At 29.2% G+C, this 19,023-nt stretch carries 15 protein-coding genes; 11 read left to right on the forward strand and 4 right to left on the reverse strand.

The window, feature by feature from the left end:
* Window positions 1-82 precede the first annotated feature (82 nt).
* Complete coding sequence (locus tag B5X81_RS00955) at window positions 83-727, reverse strand: Crp/Fnr family transcriptional regulator (RefSeq protein WP_170917223.1); 645 nt, start codon at window positions 725-727, stop codon at window positions 83-85.
* A 168-nt stretch (window positions 728-895) separates the two neighbouring features.
* Here B5X81_RS00955 and B5X81_RS00960 point away from each other — a divergent pair, with 168 nt between their 5' ends.
* From B5X81_RS00960 to B5X81_RS01000, 9 genes are all read left to right on the forward strand, one after another.
* Window positions 896-1,672: a creatininase family protein gene (locus tag B5X81_RS00960; RefSeq protein WP_079488670.1), complete on the forward strand. Its 777-nt coding sequence runs from the start codon at window positions 896-898 to the stop codon at window positions 1,670-1,672.
* Window positions 1,673-1,697: 25 nt separating this feature from the next.
* Window positions 1,698-1,922 carry a hypothetical protein gene (locus B5X81_RS00965; protein WP_079488671.1) on the forward strand — a complete coding sequence of 75 codons (225 nt, stop codon included), beginning with the start codon at window positions 1,698-1,700 and terminating at the stop codon, window positions 1,920-1,922.
* A gap of 13 nt (window positions 1,923-1,935) precedes the next feature.
* Window positions 1,936-3,408, forward strand: a complete 1,473-nt coding sequence (locus B5X81_RS00970; protein ID WP_079488673.1) for a sodium:solute symporter family protein — start codon at window positions 1,936-1,938, stop codon at window positions 3,406-3,408.
* A gap of 183 nt (window positions 3,409-3,591) precedes the next feature.
* Window positions 3,592-5,379, forward strand: a complete 1,788-nt coding sequence (locus B5X81_RS00975) for a hypothetical protein (RefSeq protein WP_079488674.1) — start codon at window positions 3,592-3,594, stop codon at window positions 5,377-5,379.
* An 84-nt stretch (window positions 5,380-5,463) separates the two neighbouring features.
* Window positions 5,464-6,273, forward strand: coding sequence for a hypothetical protein (locus B5X81_RS00980; protein WP_079488676.1), 810 nt, complete (start codon window positions 5,464-5,466; stop codon window positions 6,271-6,273).
* Between the two features lie 189 nt (window positions 6,274-6,462).
* Window positions 6,463-7,686: a hypothetical protein gene (locus B5X81_RS00985; protein ID WP_079488677.1), complete on the forward strand. Its 1,224-nt coding sequence runs from the start codon at window positions 6,463-6,465 to the stop codon at window positions 7,684-7,686.
* Between the two features lie 60 nt (window positions 7,687-7,746).
* Window positions 7,747-10,524, forward strand: coding sequence for an EAL domain-containing protein (locus tag B5X81_RS00990; RefSeq protein ID WP_079488679.1), 2,778 nt, complete (start codon window positions 7,747-7,749; stop codon window positions 10,522-10,524).
* Window positions 10,505-11,176 (forward strand): response regulator transcription factor, encoded by a 672-nt coding sequence (locus tag B5X81_RS00995; protein WP_170917224.1) that lies wholly within the window; start codon window positions 10,505-10,507, stop codon window positions 11,174-11,176. The genes B5X81_RS00990 and B5X81_RS00995 overlap by 20 nt, the downstream gene beginning before the upstream one ends.
* A gap of 8 nt (window positions 11,177-11,184) precedes the next feature.
* Window positions 11,185-12,813, forward strand: a complete 1,629-nt coding sequence (locus tag B5X81_RS01000; RefSeq protein ID WP_079488682.1) for a sensor histidine kinase — start codon at window positions 11,185-11,187, stop codon at window positions 12,811-12,813.
* A 733-nt stretch (window positions 12,814-13,546) separates the two neighbouring features.
* Here B5X81_RS01000 and B5X81_RS01005 read toward each other — a convergent pair.
* Window positions 13,547-14,773, reverse strand: a complete 1,227-nt coding sequence (locus B5X81_RS01005; protein ID WP_079488683.1) for an NAD(P)/FAD-dependent oxidoreductase — start codon at window positions 14,771-14,773, stop codon at window positions 13,547-13,549.
* A gap of 223 nt (window positions 14,774-14,996) precedes the next feature.
* Between B5X81_RS01005 and B5X81_RS01010 the strand changes: the two genes are divergently transcribed.
* Window positions 14,997-15,449, forward strand: a complete 453-nt coding sequence (locus B5X81_RS01010) for a MarR family winged helix-turn-helix transcriptional regulator (RefSeq protein ID WP_079488685.1) — start codon at window positions 14,997-14,999, stop codon at window positions 15,447-15,449.
* The gene (locus B5X81_RS01015; protein WP_079488686.1) at window positions 15,450-16,805 is read left to right on the forward strand and encodes an MATE family efflux transporter; all 1,356 of its coding nucleotides are present in this window, start codon (window positions 15,450-15,452) and stop codon (window positions 16,803-16,805) included.
* 266 nt (window positions 16,806-17,071) lie between these two features.
* Here the strand turns inward: B5X81_RS01015 and B5X81_RS01020 are convergent, their stop codons facing one another.
* Complete coding sequence (locus B5X81_RS01020) at window positions 17,072-17,938, reverse strand: MurR/RpiR family transcriptional regulator (protein ID WP_079488688.1); 867 nt, start codon at window positions 17,936-17,938, stop codon at window positions 17,072-17,074.
* A gap of 1 nt (window position 17,939) precedes the next feature.
* Window positions 17,940-18,983, reverse strand: coding sequence for a MupG family TIM beta-alpha barrel fold protein (locus tag B5X81_RS01025; RefSeq protein ID WP_079488689.1), 1,044 nt, complete (start codon window positions 18,981-18,983; stop codon window positions 17,940-17,942).
* Window positions 18,984-19,023 lie beyond the last annotated feature (40 nt).

Below are 19,023 nucleotides of genomic sequence, written 5' to 3' on the forward strand. Positions count from 1 at the left end.
TTAAATATAGTAGGTAGTTTTTAAGAAGGTAATTATGCAATTTCCTCCACTATTTAATTCATTCTATTTGACAAGAGCGTACCTATAGAACATGAATATTTCCTTTAATACGTCTAATTTTATCTTCTTCTTCTAGCTCGTTTAGTTTTTTTGTAACGGTACTTCTAGTAGAACCTATCATAGCAGCTAATTGTTCATGGGTGAGCTTAATATTTATCTTTATTCCAACTTTGGTTTTTATACCCTGTTGAATCGATAATCTTTTAAGTAAGAACAATAATCTGTTTTTTATATTATGAAAAGATGAGTCATATATTTGGGCCATCAATATACGAAATTTTGTTGTTATCATTAATAGTAAACTATTATACAAATTCGGGTTTTCTTTGAGTACTTGATAAAATTTATTTTTATCGATCTTACGAACTATTGTATTTTCTAGGGCTTTTGTCATTACTAAGTCATAGTCTTCCTGTATAAGGGTTATTTCGCCAAAAATATCTCCCCTTGAAAGAATAAGTATAGTTTTTTCTTCTCCATTAATGTCTATGAAATACTGTTTAACTTTTCCTTCTAAGATTAAATAGATATGATTTAATTTTTTATGTTCAAATTCAATAAAAGAATGGGGAGAGAAAATTTTTTTTATGCCATATTGGCAAAAATTATTTATTAAATCATTCTTATAATTATAGTTTACTTTATATTCAGAAAAGATGTTATCCATAGTTTCACCACCTATTTTAGTCATATATTAATCATTCTATATTATAGATAAAAGACCTCTATAAATAATATAATGAATATTTATAATATTTTCAGAAAATTGTGTTTTAGGACACAGTTTTATTTTTTTATATATTTTATAATAAAATTAAAAAGAAGGAGGTATAGTATGTTTTCAAATTGGCTACATGAAAATAGTTGGGAAGAGGCAAAAAAATTAATTGAAAGAAGTAAAGGTGTAGCAATAATACCTGTAGGCAGCACAGAACAGCATGGGTATCATCTACCATTAGGAACAGATACCTATGTTGCTATAACTTTAGCAGAGGAAGCTGCTTTAAAAACAGATGCTGTTATTGCTCCACCAGTGTGGTTTGGTTGGAGTCCACATCATATGGTATTACCAGGAACCATAACTATAAGACCAGAGGTGTTGGTAGAGTATTTATACGATATTATTCACTCTTTAAAGGAACATGGACTTGACAAATTTATTATTATTAATGGTCATAGGATAGTTAATATAACGTGGATGCAGCTTGCAGCAGAAAGGTGCCAGAGAAATCTTAAAGTAAAAGTAAATATATTTGATCCGGCTTATATGTCAAAAGATATAATAAATAAATTGGATTTTGGGGCTGTAGGGCATGCAGAAGAAATAGAAACCTCCCACATGATGTACAGATATCCTGATTTTGTTAATTTGGAAAAGGCAGTAGATAATCCTATACATCCTAAAGATTTGTATTCAGTGGACCCTAGATATACTCATGATACCTTGTGTTATGTTCCCAGCTCAATAGAAGAAGCTAAAAAACATGCACAAGCTTCTGGTGGAGCCAGTGGAGAACCAACAAAATCTTCAAAAGAAAAAGGAGAAATATATCATAATCATTTGATTAATAATTTAGTTAGAATAATAAAGGATTTGCAAAAGGAAAAATAAGAGAATATAGAAGGAGGTAAGGATTTTGAAAATTAGTAAGGGTGAAAAAGTTATATATTCTATTTTTATATTATGCTTAATAATGTTAAATCCTCCAGTTTTAAATATAGCAAACAATTATGCAAAAACTAAGCCTCTAACTTTTAACTTTCCAACACTTTGGATATGGTTACAGATTTGGTACCTAGTGGCCATAATCACATTTTTAGTAGGAGCGATTAAAATAAAGAATTGGAAAAAAGATTATTAGGGAGGGGTAAACTGTGAATATTGGTCTTATAATTTTAATATTATACACAATTAGCTTGCTTGGAATAGCTTATTATGCTTCTAAACAAGATAAAAAAAATATTTCGGATTTTGCAACTGCCAGCAGTTCATTAGGGATATTTGTATTGACTCTTACATTTAGTGCAACCTATCATAGCTCATATGCATTTTTAGGTGCACCAGGATTTGTTTATGCAAATGGAATAGGTTGGTGGGTAAATGGTATTTGGACAGTTTTCCCAGGAATTCTATTTTGGATATTAGGAAGGCGTTTTTGGTTTTTAGGAAAGAAATATGGATATATTTCCATGGCTCAGTACATAAGTGATGTTTACCAGGATCATATGATAGGGCTTTTAGTTACAATTATTACTTTAATATTTACTATACCCTATGTAGCTATGCAGGCAATAGGTTCAGGTTATATTTTTGAAGTAATAAGTGAAGGGAAATTAAGCTATGAATTTGGAACAATAATATTCTTTGGATTAATGATAATATTAGTTTGGCTTGGAGGAATGAAGGGCATTGCTATAACAGATGCAGCTCAAGGCGTTTTTATGTGGATTGGTATGGTTATTGGATCCTATTGGATTATTAAAGTGAATTTTGGTTCTATTTCTAATGCTTATGTTGAAGCCATGAAGATATTACCTGAGCATTTTACTTTACCAGGACCAAAGGGAGTTGTAACTTCTGGGGATTGGATCTCTAGGTGGACTGTAATCACTATTGGAATGATGATGTTTCCACATATAACTTTAAGATTTTTTTCAGGTAAATCTTTAAGAGTTCTTAAATGGTCTTCTGTTTTTTCATCTATATATTTGACATCTATATTTATATTTACACCAGCTATAGGCTTTGCTGGTAATATAATTTTCCCAAATATTGCATCTCCAGATATTATATTTCCAGAAATGCTTTTAAAATATACACCTTTAGTATTTTCTTCATTAGTTATTGCAGGAGCATTAGCTGCTTCAATGTCAACTGGAAATTCGCAATTGCATGCAGTTAGTAGTATGGTTTCTACTGATGTATATAAAAAATATATTGATAAATCAGCTAATGCATATAAGCAATATACAGTTGCCAAGGTTGCAACATTGATATTTGGAGTGTTTTCAGTTGTTGTGGCTCTGCAAAGACCAGGACTTTTGGGAAATATTTTAGCCCTTTCCAACGGTGGAGTGGCAGCTTTAGCTCCTGCTATGATAGGAGGAATCTATTGGAAAAAAGCTACTAGAGAAGGAGCATTATGGAGTATTATTTTTGGCGAAATAGCTATGCTGCTAACTACATTTGTTGTACCTAGTCCCTTGGGAATAATGCCTGGATTATGGGGACTTATAGTATCATTTATGGTATATATTTTAATATGTAATATCACAAAAACAAATGAAAGAACTATAGAAATAATAGATTCAATCAATGATTTCTTTTATAGTGGAGCAAAAGTTTAATTATATAAAAATTCAATAAAATTAAATAAAGACAAGGACTTAAAAATGAAATCTAACCATTTAGTTAGATTTCATTTTTTTTAAATTAATTATGCTATAATTTTTTTATCAATTGCAGAATGAAAAAGATACAAATTTGAAGCATAAAAGATTATAGCAATAAGAATAAAATAGGAGGTTTTTATGAAAAAAATAATCAGTTTATTATTGGTTTTATTACTTAGCTTCACATTCTTTGGTTGTTCAAAGGAAATATCCAGTCAAAAAACAGAGGAAGAATTAAGAGCAGAAATAAAGGCAGAAATGGAAGAAGAAGCAAAGCGTAAAGAGGAATTAAAGGAAGAGATGAAAAAAGAAATGGAGGGTGAATCAGAGGATAAGCAAGAAGAAAATGCACATCCATCAAAATCTTTAGATGTAAGAAATAATGATGAATTATATAAATTTATAAATAGTACGTATCCTAATAAATATAATAGAGAAGATTTTGATAAATGGAACCCCTTTTATTTTGATATAACTGGAGATGGGAATGATGAGGTTAGTTTTACATCTACCTATTCTGAGGGTAATCTAGAAAATGCTATATTTATCACAGCAGATAATGGTGAGTATAGAATAATATCATCGGATATTGTTCTATCAAAGTATAAGAATGACCTTGCCTATAATGAAGGCTTTATAACTATAGCACAAAAGGCTGGTGGCTCAGGTATGTTTTTAGAACAAACCAGCTATTTTGTTTATGATGGAGAAAAAATTAAATCGGCAGATGCTTTTATAGTTACAGAGGATGTAGTAGCCCATCCAAAAGGATATATAATTAAAGGGGAAATAGAAGGAGATCCAAAGAACTTTGTATATACTGCTACAAAAGAAGATTATGCCACAGAGAAGACTTCTGTAATAGAAAAAACAAAATATGTGTATAATCCTGAAACTATGAAATTTGATAAAGAAATTATAATTAAAAAAGAAGATAATGAAGAAGGGGATTCAAGCAGCAAAAAACAAAGCACAGAAGACAAAAATACGAAAAATCAAGAAGTGAAGAATGATTATACTAAGGGATTTGATTATGAAGTAAGAGATGGGAATGTATATGTGAAATATAAAAATACTGGTAATGAAATAGAGGTATATAATCCTAAGACTACTACAATACATAAGGATGACGGTAACGGTTTATTCACCTTTAAATCCGGTGAAGTGCAAGGTGCCATTGCAAGAACTGCAAGCCAAGGTAATAATGGGAAAAGAGTGTATTTTACTACTAATGAGTATGATGAATATGTTAGAAATGCCTATTCAACCTTTTATGTAGATATGGCAACTCTTAAGGTGTATTTTGTTGCAAATGGAGAATATATAAAGCATATTACAGATTACCCCTATAATAATTATACTATAATTGCAAATGAACAAGACGGATCAGCAATATATAGTGTATATGACAGTGCTAATCAATTTGCTTGCTATTTAGGAGGCGATTTGAGTGAGGATATAGTAGCTCAAATAGCCAGTGCTGTGGAAAAGACCAGCTCAGATGCTGGACTTCATGGGCTATCGAGCTTTAAAAAGGAGACAATAGGAGAAGAAGAAATAGATTATTCTAAGTATATAGCAGTTGTAATTCCTATGCACAGCACATCAAATATTGATTCTCTCACAAAGAAAACATGCAGCTTCAGTGATAATCCAAATAATCAAAAGGTAATCTTTAGTGTTTTTGGTGAGATGAAAGATATTAAAATTACATATTTTGAAAACATGGATTCTAAGGGAGAAGTAGAAAATATAGATAAGCTTAAAAATTTTTACCTAGAGATTTATGCACCCTTTGGTACAGATATGTCATCTGTAAAGGTCACAGGAAAGGTACACATAGGAGAAGGGTATTATGAAGATGTAAAATTCACCCTTGATGATATGAGGGATACAAGTGAATATGAGATTTTAAAATATGAATAAGTATATAGATTTCCTATAGTAAAATTTAATTTAAACATATCAAAATATCCAATTTTTTTGGGGAATTTTGAGAAGGAGGTTTCTATGAAAAAAATAATTAGTTTATTACTTGTATTAACCCTTGTTTTAACACAGGTTGCTTGTACTAATAAAGCTGCTAAGACAGAAGAAGAGCTAGAAGCAGAGATACGTGCCGAATTGGAAAATGAAGCTGAGGCTAAGGAAAAACTTAAAGAAGAGATTAAAGCCGAAATGGAAGCTGAAGACGAGGACAAAAACAAAGATGAAGAAAAGTCATTGGATAAAGATAATACCGTGATATTAGAAGGTATAATTACAGATTATAGACCACAAGATGGTATTGGGGTAATATTAGATAAAGAGAAAAAAATATATGGAAAAGATGTAAAAAGAATATTTTTTAAGGACAATAAGCTTTTAGACTTTATTCCAAGAAAATATTTAACCTATGGCCTAGAGCTAGGTACTACTATAAAGGGTGCTCATAATGAAAAAATACCAGTAAAGGTAAGGGTAGATGCCGATAGCTTTGAGTACTTTGAACCCCTATGGAGAACAACTGTTGACCTTGTTAAGGTTGTTTCATTAGATGGAGAAAGTAATCCTGCTGATAAGAGTGAAAAAGATTTTCCAGATGATTATTACAAGGATGTAATTAATGCTTTAACAGAACCCTATTTTGAAAATCTTAGTGAAAACATAAAGGATATGGATTTATATGAAAACAATAGTGATTTTAAAACAGCAGTAGATAAGTTATATGAAAAAGGCTATTCTATTAAAAAAGGCGACTCTAGTTATATTATTAATAAAAGTGAAGAAGGAAAAGATAAATCATCTAAAGGAGAATTAGAAGGTTCTACTAATTTGTAAGCTCTCAATTATTGAGCCCAGTGATAAACACAAGGATATAAATATTAGTAAAAAGATGAGCTTTTTGGTATGGATTTTGACATGACTATTTATGGAGGAATTTATAATCTTAAAAACGATGATAAAAAGACCTATGAAGAAACAGAGGAGCTTGGAAGTATTTCTATCAATAAAGAATAGGAGGAAGTTATGAAAAAGATATTTAGCTTATTATTAATTTTGATTCTTGTTCTGTCTATAGTTGGCTGCTCAAAAGAAACAATAAGTCAAAAGACAGAAGAAGAATTAAGAGCAGAAATAAAGGCTGAGATGGAGGCAGAAGAAAAGCTTAAAGAAGAGTTAAAGGCAGAAATGAAAGCTGAAATGGAGGCAGAAAAAAAAGATGAAGCATCGAAATATAATGAAGAATTGAGGTTTTTAAAGGGCAAGCTTTTAGGATATGGTTTATACGGTGGAGAAGATGGTGGTACAGGCATTATTCTTGATAATCCAATAATTGTAGATAATAGAAGAGTAAAGGAAATATTTTTTGAAGATGAAAGTATATTGAATTTTGTGCCGAGAAAATACTTTACATACTGCTATGAAGGTGGTACTACATTTACCAATGATGGTAAAATACCTATAGAAATAGAGACTGATCCTAAAGGATACAAATATAATGAAGAATATGATAGAATATCTGGAACTATGGTTAAAGTTATATCTGTAGATGGAGAAAAAAACCTAGTTGATAAAACAGAAAATGAATATCCCTTAGAATATTATAAAACCTTAGTACTTACTCGTGTATATGATGGTGTAGAGGTACTTCCTAAGAATATTAAGGAACATTATTTCTACAAAAATACTGATACTCCTTTAGTTGGAGACGAATTTAAAAAAGCAGTTGATAAGATTTTAGAGGCTGGATATAGTATTAGACAAATTGAAGGAGAATTCAGTATTGTGGATTTGTCAGAGGAGACACCTACTGAGGTGGATATAACTCTTTCAGCCAAGGAATTTTTAGAAAAGTATCCTACTGATTATGTAGCGACAGAGGAAGATGCAGGCTATCATGGGTATAATACCACTTATGAGTATCCTTATACTGGAATGACTGTAAGATATTATCATGGTAAAGAAAATAATCTTGAGAATGCTGAGTTAGGAAGTATAGATATTACTGAGCATTTAAATAAAATTAAAGATTTAGATATCACCATAGGAATGAGCTTGGCAGAGGCCTATGAGTATTGTGATACTAATTTGGAAAAGCACTATGATAGACATTCAGATACCTATGTAGATGAAGTATATGAGTATAATGGTTTAGTTTTAGCCTTAAATGATAGAGGCTTTGGTGAGCATGATGAGGTTTCTTCAGATGATCAAGTAACAAAAATATCTCTTTGGCTTTTGGAGGATTAAAGAGGAGAGCATTGCTCTCTTTAATTTTTTGTAATAAAATAAAAAAAGGGGGAGGACGCCATGAATAGAAAAAACCTTGTTATAATTCTATTAGTCATATTATTAGGTGTTCTCATTTTTATGCTTTTTCCAAGGGAAAATGAAGTTACTTATACAGAAGAAGAAAAAGAATGGATTATTGAAAATGAAGATGAAATTTTTTTTATGGGATATTACAATTCTCCTGGAGAAGCCATTTTTGTTAAAAAGCTTTGTAAGATATTGTCAAAGGAAACGGGTCTAAATATTGTTCCCTATGAGGATACATGGTATAACAATATGTGGCTTTTAAAAAGGGGAAAGCTGCAAATGTGTTCCACAATGGATATTACCCCACAGAGACTTAAATATGTTAAATATACGCAGCCCTTTAAGGGGTTGAGTGCAGGTATTTATTCTACTTTCAATGATCCTATTGACCAGTATGAAAATATTAAAGGAAAAAATATAGGTGTAATAAAGGGGGTAAAACTTCTTAATGTATTAGAAGAAAGGTATAAAGGTATTAGTTTTAATGTGATTTTATATGATGATATGGAATCTATGATTGATGATCTTAGGTCATGGGAAATAGATGGATATATTTCCACTAAAAATTATGATGAATCCACCCGTGATTTCTATTATTTTGAAATACCATCTGTTTCAAAAAATAATAATCATATAGGTATACATAAGGACTATCCTGAGCTCTACAGCATTATTGCAAAAGAGGTTAATTACTTAATAGATATAGGATGGAGCGATGCTATAAAAGAGGCAATAAATTTTGAACTTGAAAAACAGAATTTACCCTTTAATGAAATAGAAATGGGATATTTAGCTGAAAATCCCGTTATGAAAATTGGATTAATAGATGGCTATACTTTAAGTGGAAATAGAAAGGATTATTTAGTTGATGGAATTATACCAAATATTTTTAAAAAGATTGAATTTCTAACGGGTATGGAATGTCAATATTTTTTTGACAGCTACGAAAATCTACTTAAAAATAAGGATATAGATTTAATTTTAACTGTTAAAAAGGATAATGACAATTATATATATTCAAATCCAATATTTAGTTATAAAATTTCCGTATTGGGAAAGAAGGATATGGGATTTATTAAAGAAATTTATGATCTTGAACCCTATAAATTAGGGGTTTTTGCTAATGGATATGAGAATAAGTATTTAATAGAGCAAATGCCTAATATTAATATAAAGGAATACAATGATTTTAATGAGCTTCTTAATTCAATAAAGACCTTGAAAAATGAATATGTTCTTTTACCTGATATTTTAGTTGATGTTTATATCTCACAATTTAAGGACTTAAGACGTAAAGGTATTTTATATGAGAGATTTAATTATATGATGGCGGAAAATAACAAAGCTCCTTTGATTAATATAATAAATAAATGCCTTGCTGTAATTGATATGGATTCCGTTGTTTATGAAGAAATAGAGGACTTATACAACTACAGGAACAGCTCTAAAGGGGCATTAGCTATTAAAATTGGAATTATTATAGTAATATTGGCGACTATTATTAATCTAATAATTAAAAAGGGTGGAGCCCAGTTTAAATTAATATATACCGATAGAAGAACAGGTATCAATAACAGACTTTGGCTTGAAAAGAAACTTAAGAAGGATATTGATAAATATGTATTTTTTCAAGTGAAATTAAAGGATTTGTTTATATTATATGAATCCTATGGACTTAAAATTTACGAAAGAATATTAAAAAAAGCTATTAAGTCTATAAAGGAAAATTTAAATGAAAGTGATATACTTGCTATTATTGATAAGGAAACCTTTATTATTGCAAAAGAAAATATAAGTGATGCTAAAGCAGAGATTTTTGCCAAAGATTTAGAAAGGAGTTTTGGAGAGAAAGTACTTATATATGATATGAGTTATAATTTTAAAAATGCTGTTGGTTGGTTAAATATAGATGAAGATATTAATGATTTTGATACTCTTATGGAATGCCTCAATATAGCGGTGTATTTTTCAGAAAAAGAAAATAAAGTCGTTAAATATAGCTATGAGATTTTTAGTAAATACAAGGATAAATTTGATTTTGATAAGGAATTTGTAAGGGCTGTAATGAATGAAAAGTTAATGGTGTTATATAGAAATGTATATGACAAATCTGGAGAAGTTTTTGCATTAGATACCTCTGTAACATGTTATCTTAAGGATTATGGAGATTTAAACAGTAAGACATTTTATCAAGCAGCTAAAAGACTTAATCTTAGGGGAAAAGTAGATGCTATTTTATTAAAAAAAATATTTAATCAGCTTAAGGAATGGAATAATCAGGGAAAAGCTATAGGGATAATAGTTGATTTAGTTGATGAAACAATTGAAAAGAAAAGCTTTATTCATTGGCTTATGGAAACAATAGAAAAGTTTGAAAAAATAAAGCTTATAATTAAACTTGATGAAGAAACAATTGAAGACAATATAGAACAGATTTTGTTTTTGGAGCATGAAAGGATTAGTTTTTTAGTTAATAATTTCGGGGGAAAAGTATTAAATACAGTTGAAATTAAAGACATTCCTGTGGATATTGTTTGTATTGATAGTGATTACATATTGAATATTGGTGAAAATGAATTATATGATGATGCATTAAATTATATTATATCTCTAGCTAAAAAATCAAATAAAAAAGTTATGGTGTCGGATATAGTATCAAAAAATCAGTATGATATTATTATGAAAAAAAATATTGATTACGTAGAAGGTAGTTATATAAAGCCATATGTTAAGGGGGAAGACATTTTTTATGAATATACTAATTGTTGAAGATAATGAATCGCTTAATGAAACCATTAAAAATGCCCTTTTAAATGAAGGATTTAATATATTTAGTGCCTTAGATGGAAGCTCAGCAAAGAGAATATCTTTTAAAGAAAGACCGGATATAGTTTTACTTGATATTATGCTTCCCGATGTAAAGGGATATAATCTTATTAATTTCTTCAAAAAGAATGGAAATCCTGTTATTATTATGATTTCCGCCCTCGAAGAAGAAGAATCAAGAAGAATTGCCTATGAAAAGGGTGCAGATGATTATATTATCAAGCCCATTACTCTCTTTGAACTTAAGTATAAATTAAAGGCTATAAAGAAGAGGTCAAAAAAGGAGCAGTTCATTTTTGAAGTAGGTGATATTAAATTTGATATTCAGCATCTAGAGCTTACCTGTCAAAATAATACTGTTTTACTTCAACATTCACAAATAGAGGTTTTAAAAAGACTTTATGATAAATACTTAAATGATGAAATTCTTGATAAAAATGAACTAATTGATTTTGAGGGTATGGGGAAAAGTGTAAACTTTAGAATACATACTTTAATTGGAAGGCTTAGGAAAAAACTTTCTGAGGTGGGGAGTGAAAAAATTATTATAGATAACGAATATGGCAAGGGATATAGAATGATTGTTATGAAGTAGGTGATAAAATGAAGACGGTTTTAAAGCTTATAACTTTTCTTATTTTGATTGTTTATCTAACCTACAGTGGACTTATCTTTCTTGAAAATAATTTAGTAGAAAAGATAGAGCCAGATGTTGAAATGAATTTTGATTTTGATGCTAAACAATTTGATCCAGAAAAAATTTATTTACTTATTTTTTATACTAATAAATTCAATATTATTTCAAAGGAGAAAATTCAGCTTAGTTTACTTAGTACGGGACTTAAAACCAAATACAGCTTTTTTAAAAATGGTAATATTGCCAGTCAAAATTATAACACCTATTTAGATGGCTATACCGACAATTCATACATGAAAATACCAATTGAAAAAAATGATTATGACATTAATGGAGTTTGTAAAATTCAATTTGAAGTATTACCTAGTCCTAAAAACAGTAACAGCAGACTTTTTTTGGGGGAAAGAAAAAATTTAGATGATTTTATAATAATTATTTATGTAATTAAGACAATTACAATAACAATGGCCATAATGGCAGCTATTATAGCTGTTTTTATTGGATATAAGAAAAAGGATATATATTTAGCTTTTTTAGGTTTTACTCTTTTGTTAAGTCCTTTCTATTTTGAAATTGGGCTAAAATTTGCTATTATTTCTCTATCCTTTACGGGTACAACTTTTCTTAAAAAGAAAGAAAAAATGGCATCTTTTATTATTTTTTTAATTTTAATTATATTATTAAATGTAAACATATATTTTTTACTTATTTTACTTGTCATAAAACTTTATGATCAAGTGAAAAATTATAATGTGCTGGGAATATTCTCCTTTTTCTTTTTAGGTGTAATATATGCAATAGTTTATTTTGGAAGATTTAAAACAAGTGATGCAGTAAGGATATTTTCTAAAGAAATAGGTTTATCGGTTTTTATTATTTTTATTTTTAGCTATGCTATTTATTACTTTGTTGTTTATTTAAAAAGATATGATGATAATGTTTCAGTGGATTTGCTTAGAGGAATTAGCCATGACTTTAAAATTCCCCTTTCAGTTATAAAATTAAATACAGAAATTTTAGCTGAGGGATTTCCTACAGAAGCAAAACGCAATAGCATCAATGCTTCAACCAATAATGCCATAAAGGATTTAGAAAGAATGATAGGTTCCCTTACTATTTATCTTTCAAAAAATAATTATATTAATAAAAAATTTAATACAAGTGTAAAGGAAAGCATTGAAAAGACTGAAAAAAGCTTTAAAAATAATAATAAAAATATTGATTTTGAAGTTATATATGATAATGAAGATATTTTTTTGCCTATTGATACCATATGGTTTGATAGACTAATTTATAATTTGGTAGACAATGCCTTTAAATATAGTTATGATGGAGATAGTGTTATTCTTGAATACAGAAAAAAGAAAAATAGGGCTATTATTTCTGTAATTGATACAGGAATAGGAATGTCATCGGAGCAGCTTAGTAAAATATTTATACCTTTTTATAGAGTTGATAAATCCCGTAATATTAGTGGTCTAGGCCTTGGCCTTGCTGTTATTAAGAATATAGTAGATAAACTTGATGGTAATATAAAAGTTGCTTCAAAGGTAAATGAAGGAACGAAGGTTACAGTGGAAGTAAAAGGTAAATAGAAAAAATTACCATAATATTTTTTGTTGTGAATGGACAATATATTACTGTCGGGTATATAATGGTTGAGCCAAGACTTATATGTGCTTCTGACTAGGAGGTATATATAGGTCGGCCAAAGATTGTATAGGGATCATGGTAGGTTCTTATACAGTCGGAGGGAAGATTTTATATGGTTGAGAAAGGTTTTATTACAGTCGAAGAAATTTGATTGTAATAGGATCCCAATCTATCATATAAGGTCGAGCGAAGATCATACATGGTGCCGCAGGTCCTAGAGACTTATGGTTATATAGGGTCGAAAGATTCTATATAGCTGTTAAGGTATTATGTATGGTCCAACGAACCATCATTATGGGTAATGAACTGCTTGATCATGGTCGAAAGATCATGGTTAGGTAATAAGTTATCTATGGTGGTGCAAGGTAGATCATTATATGCTCGACTTTCTTTTTTTTATTTCCAAATACTTATCTTAGATAAAATAACTTTAATAAATATGGAATTATAATTGCAGTAATATAAAATTTGACTATTTTTATAGCCGGAGTGATAAAAAATGTATCCAATGATCATTTATTCTATAGTTGCTTATGATGCAGATAATAATGAAGTGGGTGTGGTTGTATAGTCAAAATTTTTAGCTTTTGGCTCTTTAGTGCTTTTTTTACAAAATATAACTCCCATCCTTTATAAATGGGAGATGAATTTTCCTTATGTTATGCTAATTTGTTCTTATCTATTAAATCTAAACAGTTCTAGATCCGGGTTATAATTACCTATAAGAAGATCCTTTAGTAGCTGTCCTCCCAAAATACAATATAAAATACCATTTGATCCATAGCCTAAAGAAAAGTAGCAGTTGGGAAAACCCTCATACTCACCTATATATGGAAGTCCATCCTTTGTCACTCCAAATATCCCATTAAATTTATATTGGATTTCAATATCATTTGTATTAGGGAAAAAAGATTTTAATTTGTTAAATAACATATCATATTTTTTATTAGAAAAATCATCATTAGATAAATTAGCCATTTTACTATTTATTCCTCCAATTTTTTCATCTAAACCTCCAATAATGATTCTATTGTCACCGGTATTTCTTATGTAAATATAGGGATCATTATTATCCCGTATTATGCATTGATTATGCCATCCAGAGAAATTTTTTACAGGTTTTGTTGCAATTGTAAAGGTTCTTAATAAATTTACTATTTTTTCTTTTATATATTTACGACTTTCATATCCAGTAGTAATTATTACTTTCTTTGCTTTAATCTTAAAATTATTTTTAGTTTCTAATAATACATAATCAAAGCTTGGATATATATTAGTTATTTCAGTATTTTCAAAGACCTTAAGTCCATTTTCTATGGATTTTAAAATAAGAGCATGGGTAAATCTATAGGGATTTATTTGTGCTCCTCCAGATTTTGAGTATATACCTCCTTGAGTAGGAAAAGAAAATCTTTTTTTGGCACTTTCTTTATCTAAAAATTCCACATCAAAACCATGTTTTTTCCTTATATTAAATTCTTTCTTTAAAGGTGAAATTCTAGAAGCTTTTGTGGCATAATAGAAGCATTCTTTTAAAGAAAAATCACAATTGTCTTCTAAGTTATTAACTATTTTTTCTATATCATAGACTGCTTTTTCACATAATTTAAAGCATTTTACTGCTTTCTTTTCTCCAATCATATTTGCAAGCCCATATAAGTCTGTATCGATTTCATATTGCAATATTGAAGTAGAAGCCCTTGTACTTCCATAACCTATAATATTTTTATCTACAATTACTGAATTTAATCCTTCCTTAGTTAGATAATAGGATGCTATCGCACCGCTTATTCCAGCTCCTATTATTAAAATATCGCATTCAATGTTACTATTTAAATAGGGATATTGGTTAGGCATTTCACTTATACCTGTCCACAGCATATCTCCAGTTACCAATTTCATATTAATACCTCCATCGTATAGTATATTTAAAATTAGATTTATAACATAATAATATTATTTAACTATATATTACAATTATTCTCTTAAAATATAGTTATTAATTTTTTTATCTAAAGTTTAATATGATTTCCTAAAAAATCAATATAAAATTTAGTTGCAAAAACAACTAAAATAATTTATACTGATATTAGTTGTTTTTGCAACTAAACTGGAGGTGCATCAATTGAAAAATGACCATAATATCATAGGAAAAAAATTGTTTACAGTTCAAAGATATTTTAAAATGTTTTTGAGTTATAAATTGAGAGATCATGAGCTTAGAGGGGCTCAGTTTATGGTACTATTAGAATTGGTAAAAAAGGATGGATTAAGTCAAGAAGCAATTAATGAGGGCTTATTATTTGATAAAGGATTTTTAGCCAAAACTGCAAAATCCCTTGAAAAGGAAGGTTATATTATAAGAAAAATTAATCAGGAGGATAGGAGAGCCTATCAATTATTTTTAACGGATAAAGCTAAAAGCTTTATACCAAGGATGTTTAAAATTTTAGATGAGTGGGATGAAACACTTTTACAAGAGGTAAATAAAGAAGAAGTAAATCTTTTAAAGGATATACTTAACGGTATGCTAGAGCGTGTGGCAGTAAAATGCAAAGAGGTAAAGGGGGAGCTATAAATGAATAATAATAAAGATAATAAGATGGGAACAATGCCTATACCTAAATTAATGTTTACCATGTCTTTACCAGCTATAATATCTATGATGGTACAGGCTTTATATAATGTTGTAGATAGTATTTTTGTATCGAAGATTGGAGAAGAAGCTTTAACGGCTGTTTCTCTTGCTTTTCCAATTCAGCTAATTATTATAGCAACTTTTCTGGGAATAGGAACAGGAGTTAATTCTCTTATTTCAAGAAAGATTGGTCAAAAAGATATTGATTCAGCCACAAATGCAGCAGAACATGGATTTTTATTGAGTGGTGTTTTATACATTGTTATTGTAATTACCGGTGCATTGTTTGCTGGTGGCTTCATAAGTCTATTTACAGAAGATACAACTATTATTAACTATGGTATTGGTTATATTAAAATTATAATGTTATTTTCCTTTGGAAGACTTTTTGCTCAAGCAGCTATGAGTACACTTCAGGGTAGTGGAGAGATGGTAAAGCCTATGAAGGCTCAGCTGATTGGGGCTATAACAAATATTATACTGGATCCAATACTTATATTTGGATATTTAGGATTTCCAGCTATGGGTGTTGAGGGTGCTGCTATAGCTACGGTAACTGCTCAAATTATTTCTATGATTTATATTAATATTGTACTATTTAGAGGTAATAATTATATAAGGCTTGATTTAAAAAAATTTAAATATAGTGGGTCAATTATAAAGCAGATAATGATTGTTGGACTTCCTGTTGCTGCTATGCAGGGCTTATCCTCTATTATGCTCACAGGTCTTAATTTTATATTAGCTAGCTTTACTGAAACTGCTGTTGCGGTAATGGGAGTTTACTATAAGCTTCAATCCTTCGTATTTATGCCAATATTTGGATTGTCCCAGGGAACTATGCCTATTATAGGTTATAATTTTGGTGCGAAGAATAGGGATAGACTAATGTCAGCTGTAAAAATTGCAATGATTGCAGCTGTAAGCTTTATGACATTAGGAATGGTTGTATTTCAGCTGTTCCCAGTAAGTCTCCTTTCTCTTTTTAATAGTACACCTGATATGACAGAAATTGGTGTAGTTGCCTTTAGAATTATCAGCTTAGGATTTCCACTAGCAGCTGCATCGATAGTTTTAAGTGTGTCCTTTCAAGGGATGGGCGATGCATATATAAGCCTTATTGTTTCTTTTATAAGACAGATTATTGTACTATTACCTGTTTCCTATATACTTGGGAAAATAGCAGGACTTAATGCAGTATGGTTTGGATTTTTTATTTCAGAAACCATTGCCCTTGTAATGGTAATTTATTTCTTTAGAAAAGCTTATAAAACAAAGCTATTGGCATGGGAATAATTTGAGGTTAAATTAAGCAAAATACTTAAAATAACATGTTGTGCTAGCAAATCAAATTTTGTATTTTAAAAATCTTTACATGTATTATGCAATTTCCTCATATATTATAAATAGAAAACCTGCTATAAATTAACAGGTTTTTTCATTTATAATATATAAAATAGCTTGAATTCTTACAAAACTTTATATAATCATCTAAATAAAAAGGATAATCTTGTTTACAAATATTCATTTAAAGATTATTTTGTAATATATTATTAGATTTGTTATATCCTTCCTTTGTTCTTTATTTTGAAATCTTCTACTATACTTCTAGTATTCCTAATATATTCTGCTGTTTTTTCAAAATCATTTTTTGCTAGTCCCACGAAAATCACATCAATAGCAGTTAACTGAGCTATTCTTGATGTTATAGCCCCTACCCTTATGTTTTGTTCACCGCCAGCTACATATATATTTATATCTGCTATATCGCTTAATGGGCTTTTTCCATATTTAGTTATGGATATTGTAGTGGCACCTCTTTCATTGGCTTTTTCTATGGCCTTATAGGTTTCAAGTGTCCTTCCGCTATAGGATATGCCTATTGCCACATCACCTTTTTCCATATTAGCAGATAACGCTAATTGAGTATGAGTGTCAGAGTAGGAAATAACAGTTTTCTTTATTCTCATTAACTTATATTGAAAGTCTTTTGCCACTAGTCCAGAAGCTCCAACCCCATAAATATATGTTCTTTCTGCTTGCTCGATACAATCAATTGCTTTTTGAATTGCTTCTCCATCTAATAATTTAATTGTATCTTCAATTACTTTTATATTTTGGAAAGATAATTTTTGCATAACCTGATTAATATTATCCTTAGTAGTAATATCTTCATAAACATTTAAATTGGATTTTTCCTTGTTTGTTGTGTACTTTATTAAATCTATTTTAAAATCTTGAAATCCACTATACCCCAATTTTTTGCAAAACCTTATAACAGTAGCTGGGCTAGTATTAGATAATTCAGCTAAATTCTGTACTGAGAGATTGGATATCTCTTGTACGTTACTTAGAATATATTCGCTTAATTTTACTTCTGTTTGAGTAAAATTTTGTTTGCTTTCATTAATTTTTAATACTACACTCATATTAATCCCTCACTAACTCAAACTTAAATTTGTCTCCAGGTTTTATTATATCAATTAATACTGAAGCATTTCTTGCATCGGCCACTACATTTACTCTATCATCTTTTATGCAGCTTTGCTTTAATATTTGTAAGTCTCCTTCATATCTAAGGTAGTTTTCATTATCAATTGTAACACAATATTTATATCTATCTATCACATTGTTAGCTTCTATTTTACCTGTTTTATATTGCCTAGACTCTTGAGATCTTATGCTAAATTCTCCAGGATCCATACGATTAGTGTGAGATTGTTCTAATAAATATTTTTCTTCTGGTAAAATTTTTTTATGAATTTTTATAGGTATTATCACCTCTTTTTTATGAATTTTAGTTAATCTTAATAATTCTTCTATAGATGCTTGGGTATCTCCTACGAATACAGTATCTACATTTAGTTTTAATAAATGCTGAGCTGATATGAAAGAATCAATTTCTCTGTGTTTTTCCAGTGTAGGAAGTCCCTCATATATAGGTCCTCTCATTTTATTTTTTGAAGGTACAAAGGCAATTATCCTTATACCATATTCTTTAAAGAGATTATTTCTATCCTTTAATAATTCTTCTGATATACCTGTATCTTTTTTTGGATAATAGTTATGACAAGCATTAATTTTTGATAAATTTCCTCCATAGTTTAAAATCTCTTCAATATCTTTTTTAGACAGTGTACTTGCATTTAAAGTAATGTTATATTTACATTTATTGGTCAATTCACTAATTTCTTTATTATTAAATCCAAAATCCAATCTTAGGGAATTTATATTATATTTTTCTAAATTCAGTCTTTCAAAATACTTTTTTGATATATCAGCCATTATATCCATGCCTAATTTACTAGCTTCTTCCAGTACTGTAAGAGATTCTCTTTCAAAATTTTCATTAGCTTCCGGTATATGCAGGGAAGTAAATATTTTATTTATACCTAATTTAGAAGCTTCTCTTAAATATTTTATATTATCATCTAAAGTATTTTCCATTCCAGAAAATATCGATATTCCTATCATAGTAATCACTCCATATTATTAAATATTGAGACAGTCATTT

The sequence above is a fragment of the Maledivibacter halophilus genome (assembly GCF_900167445.1).
GTDB lineage: Bacteria > Bacillota > Clostridia > Peptostreptococcales > Caminicellaceae > Maledivibacter > Maledivibacter halophilus.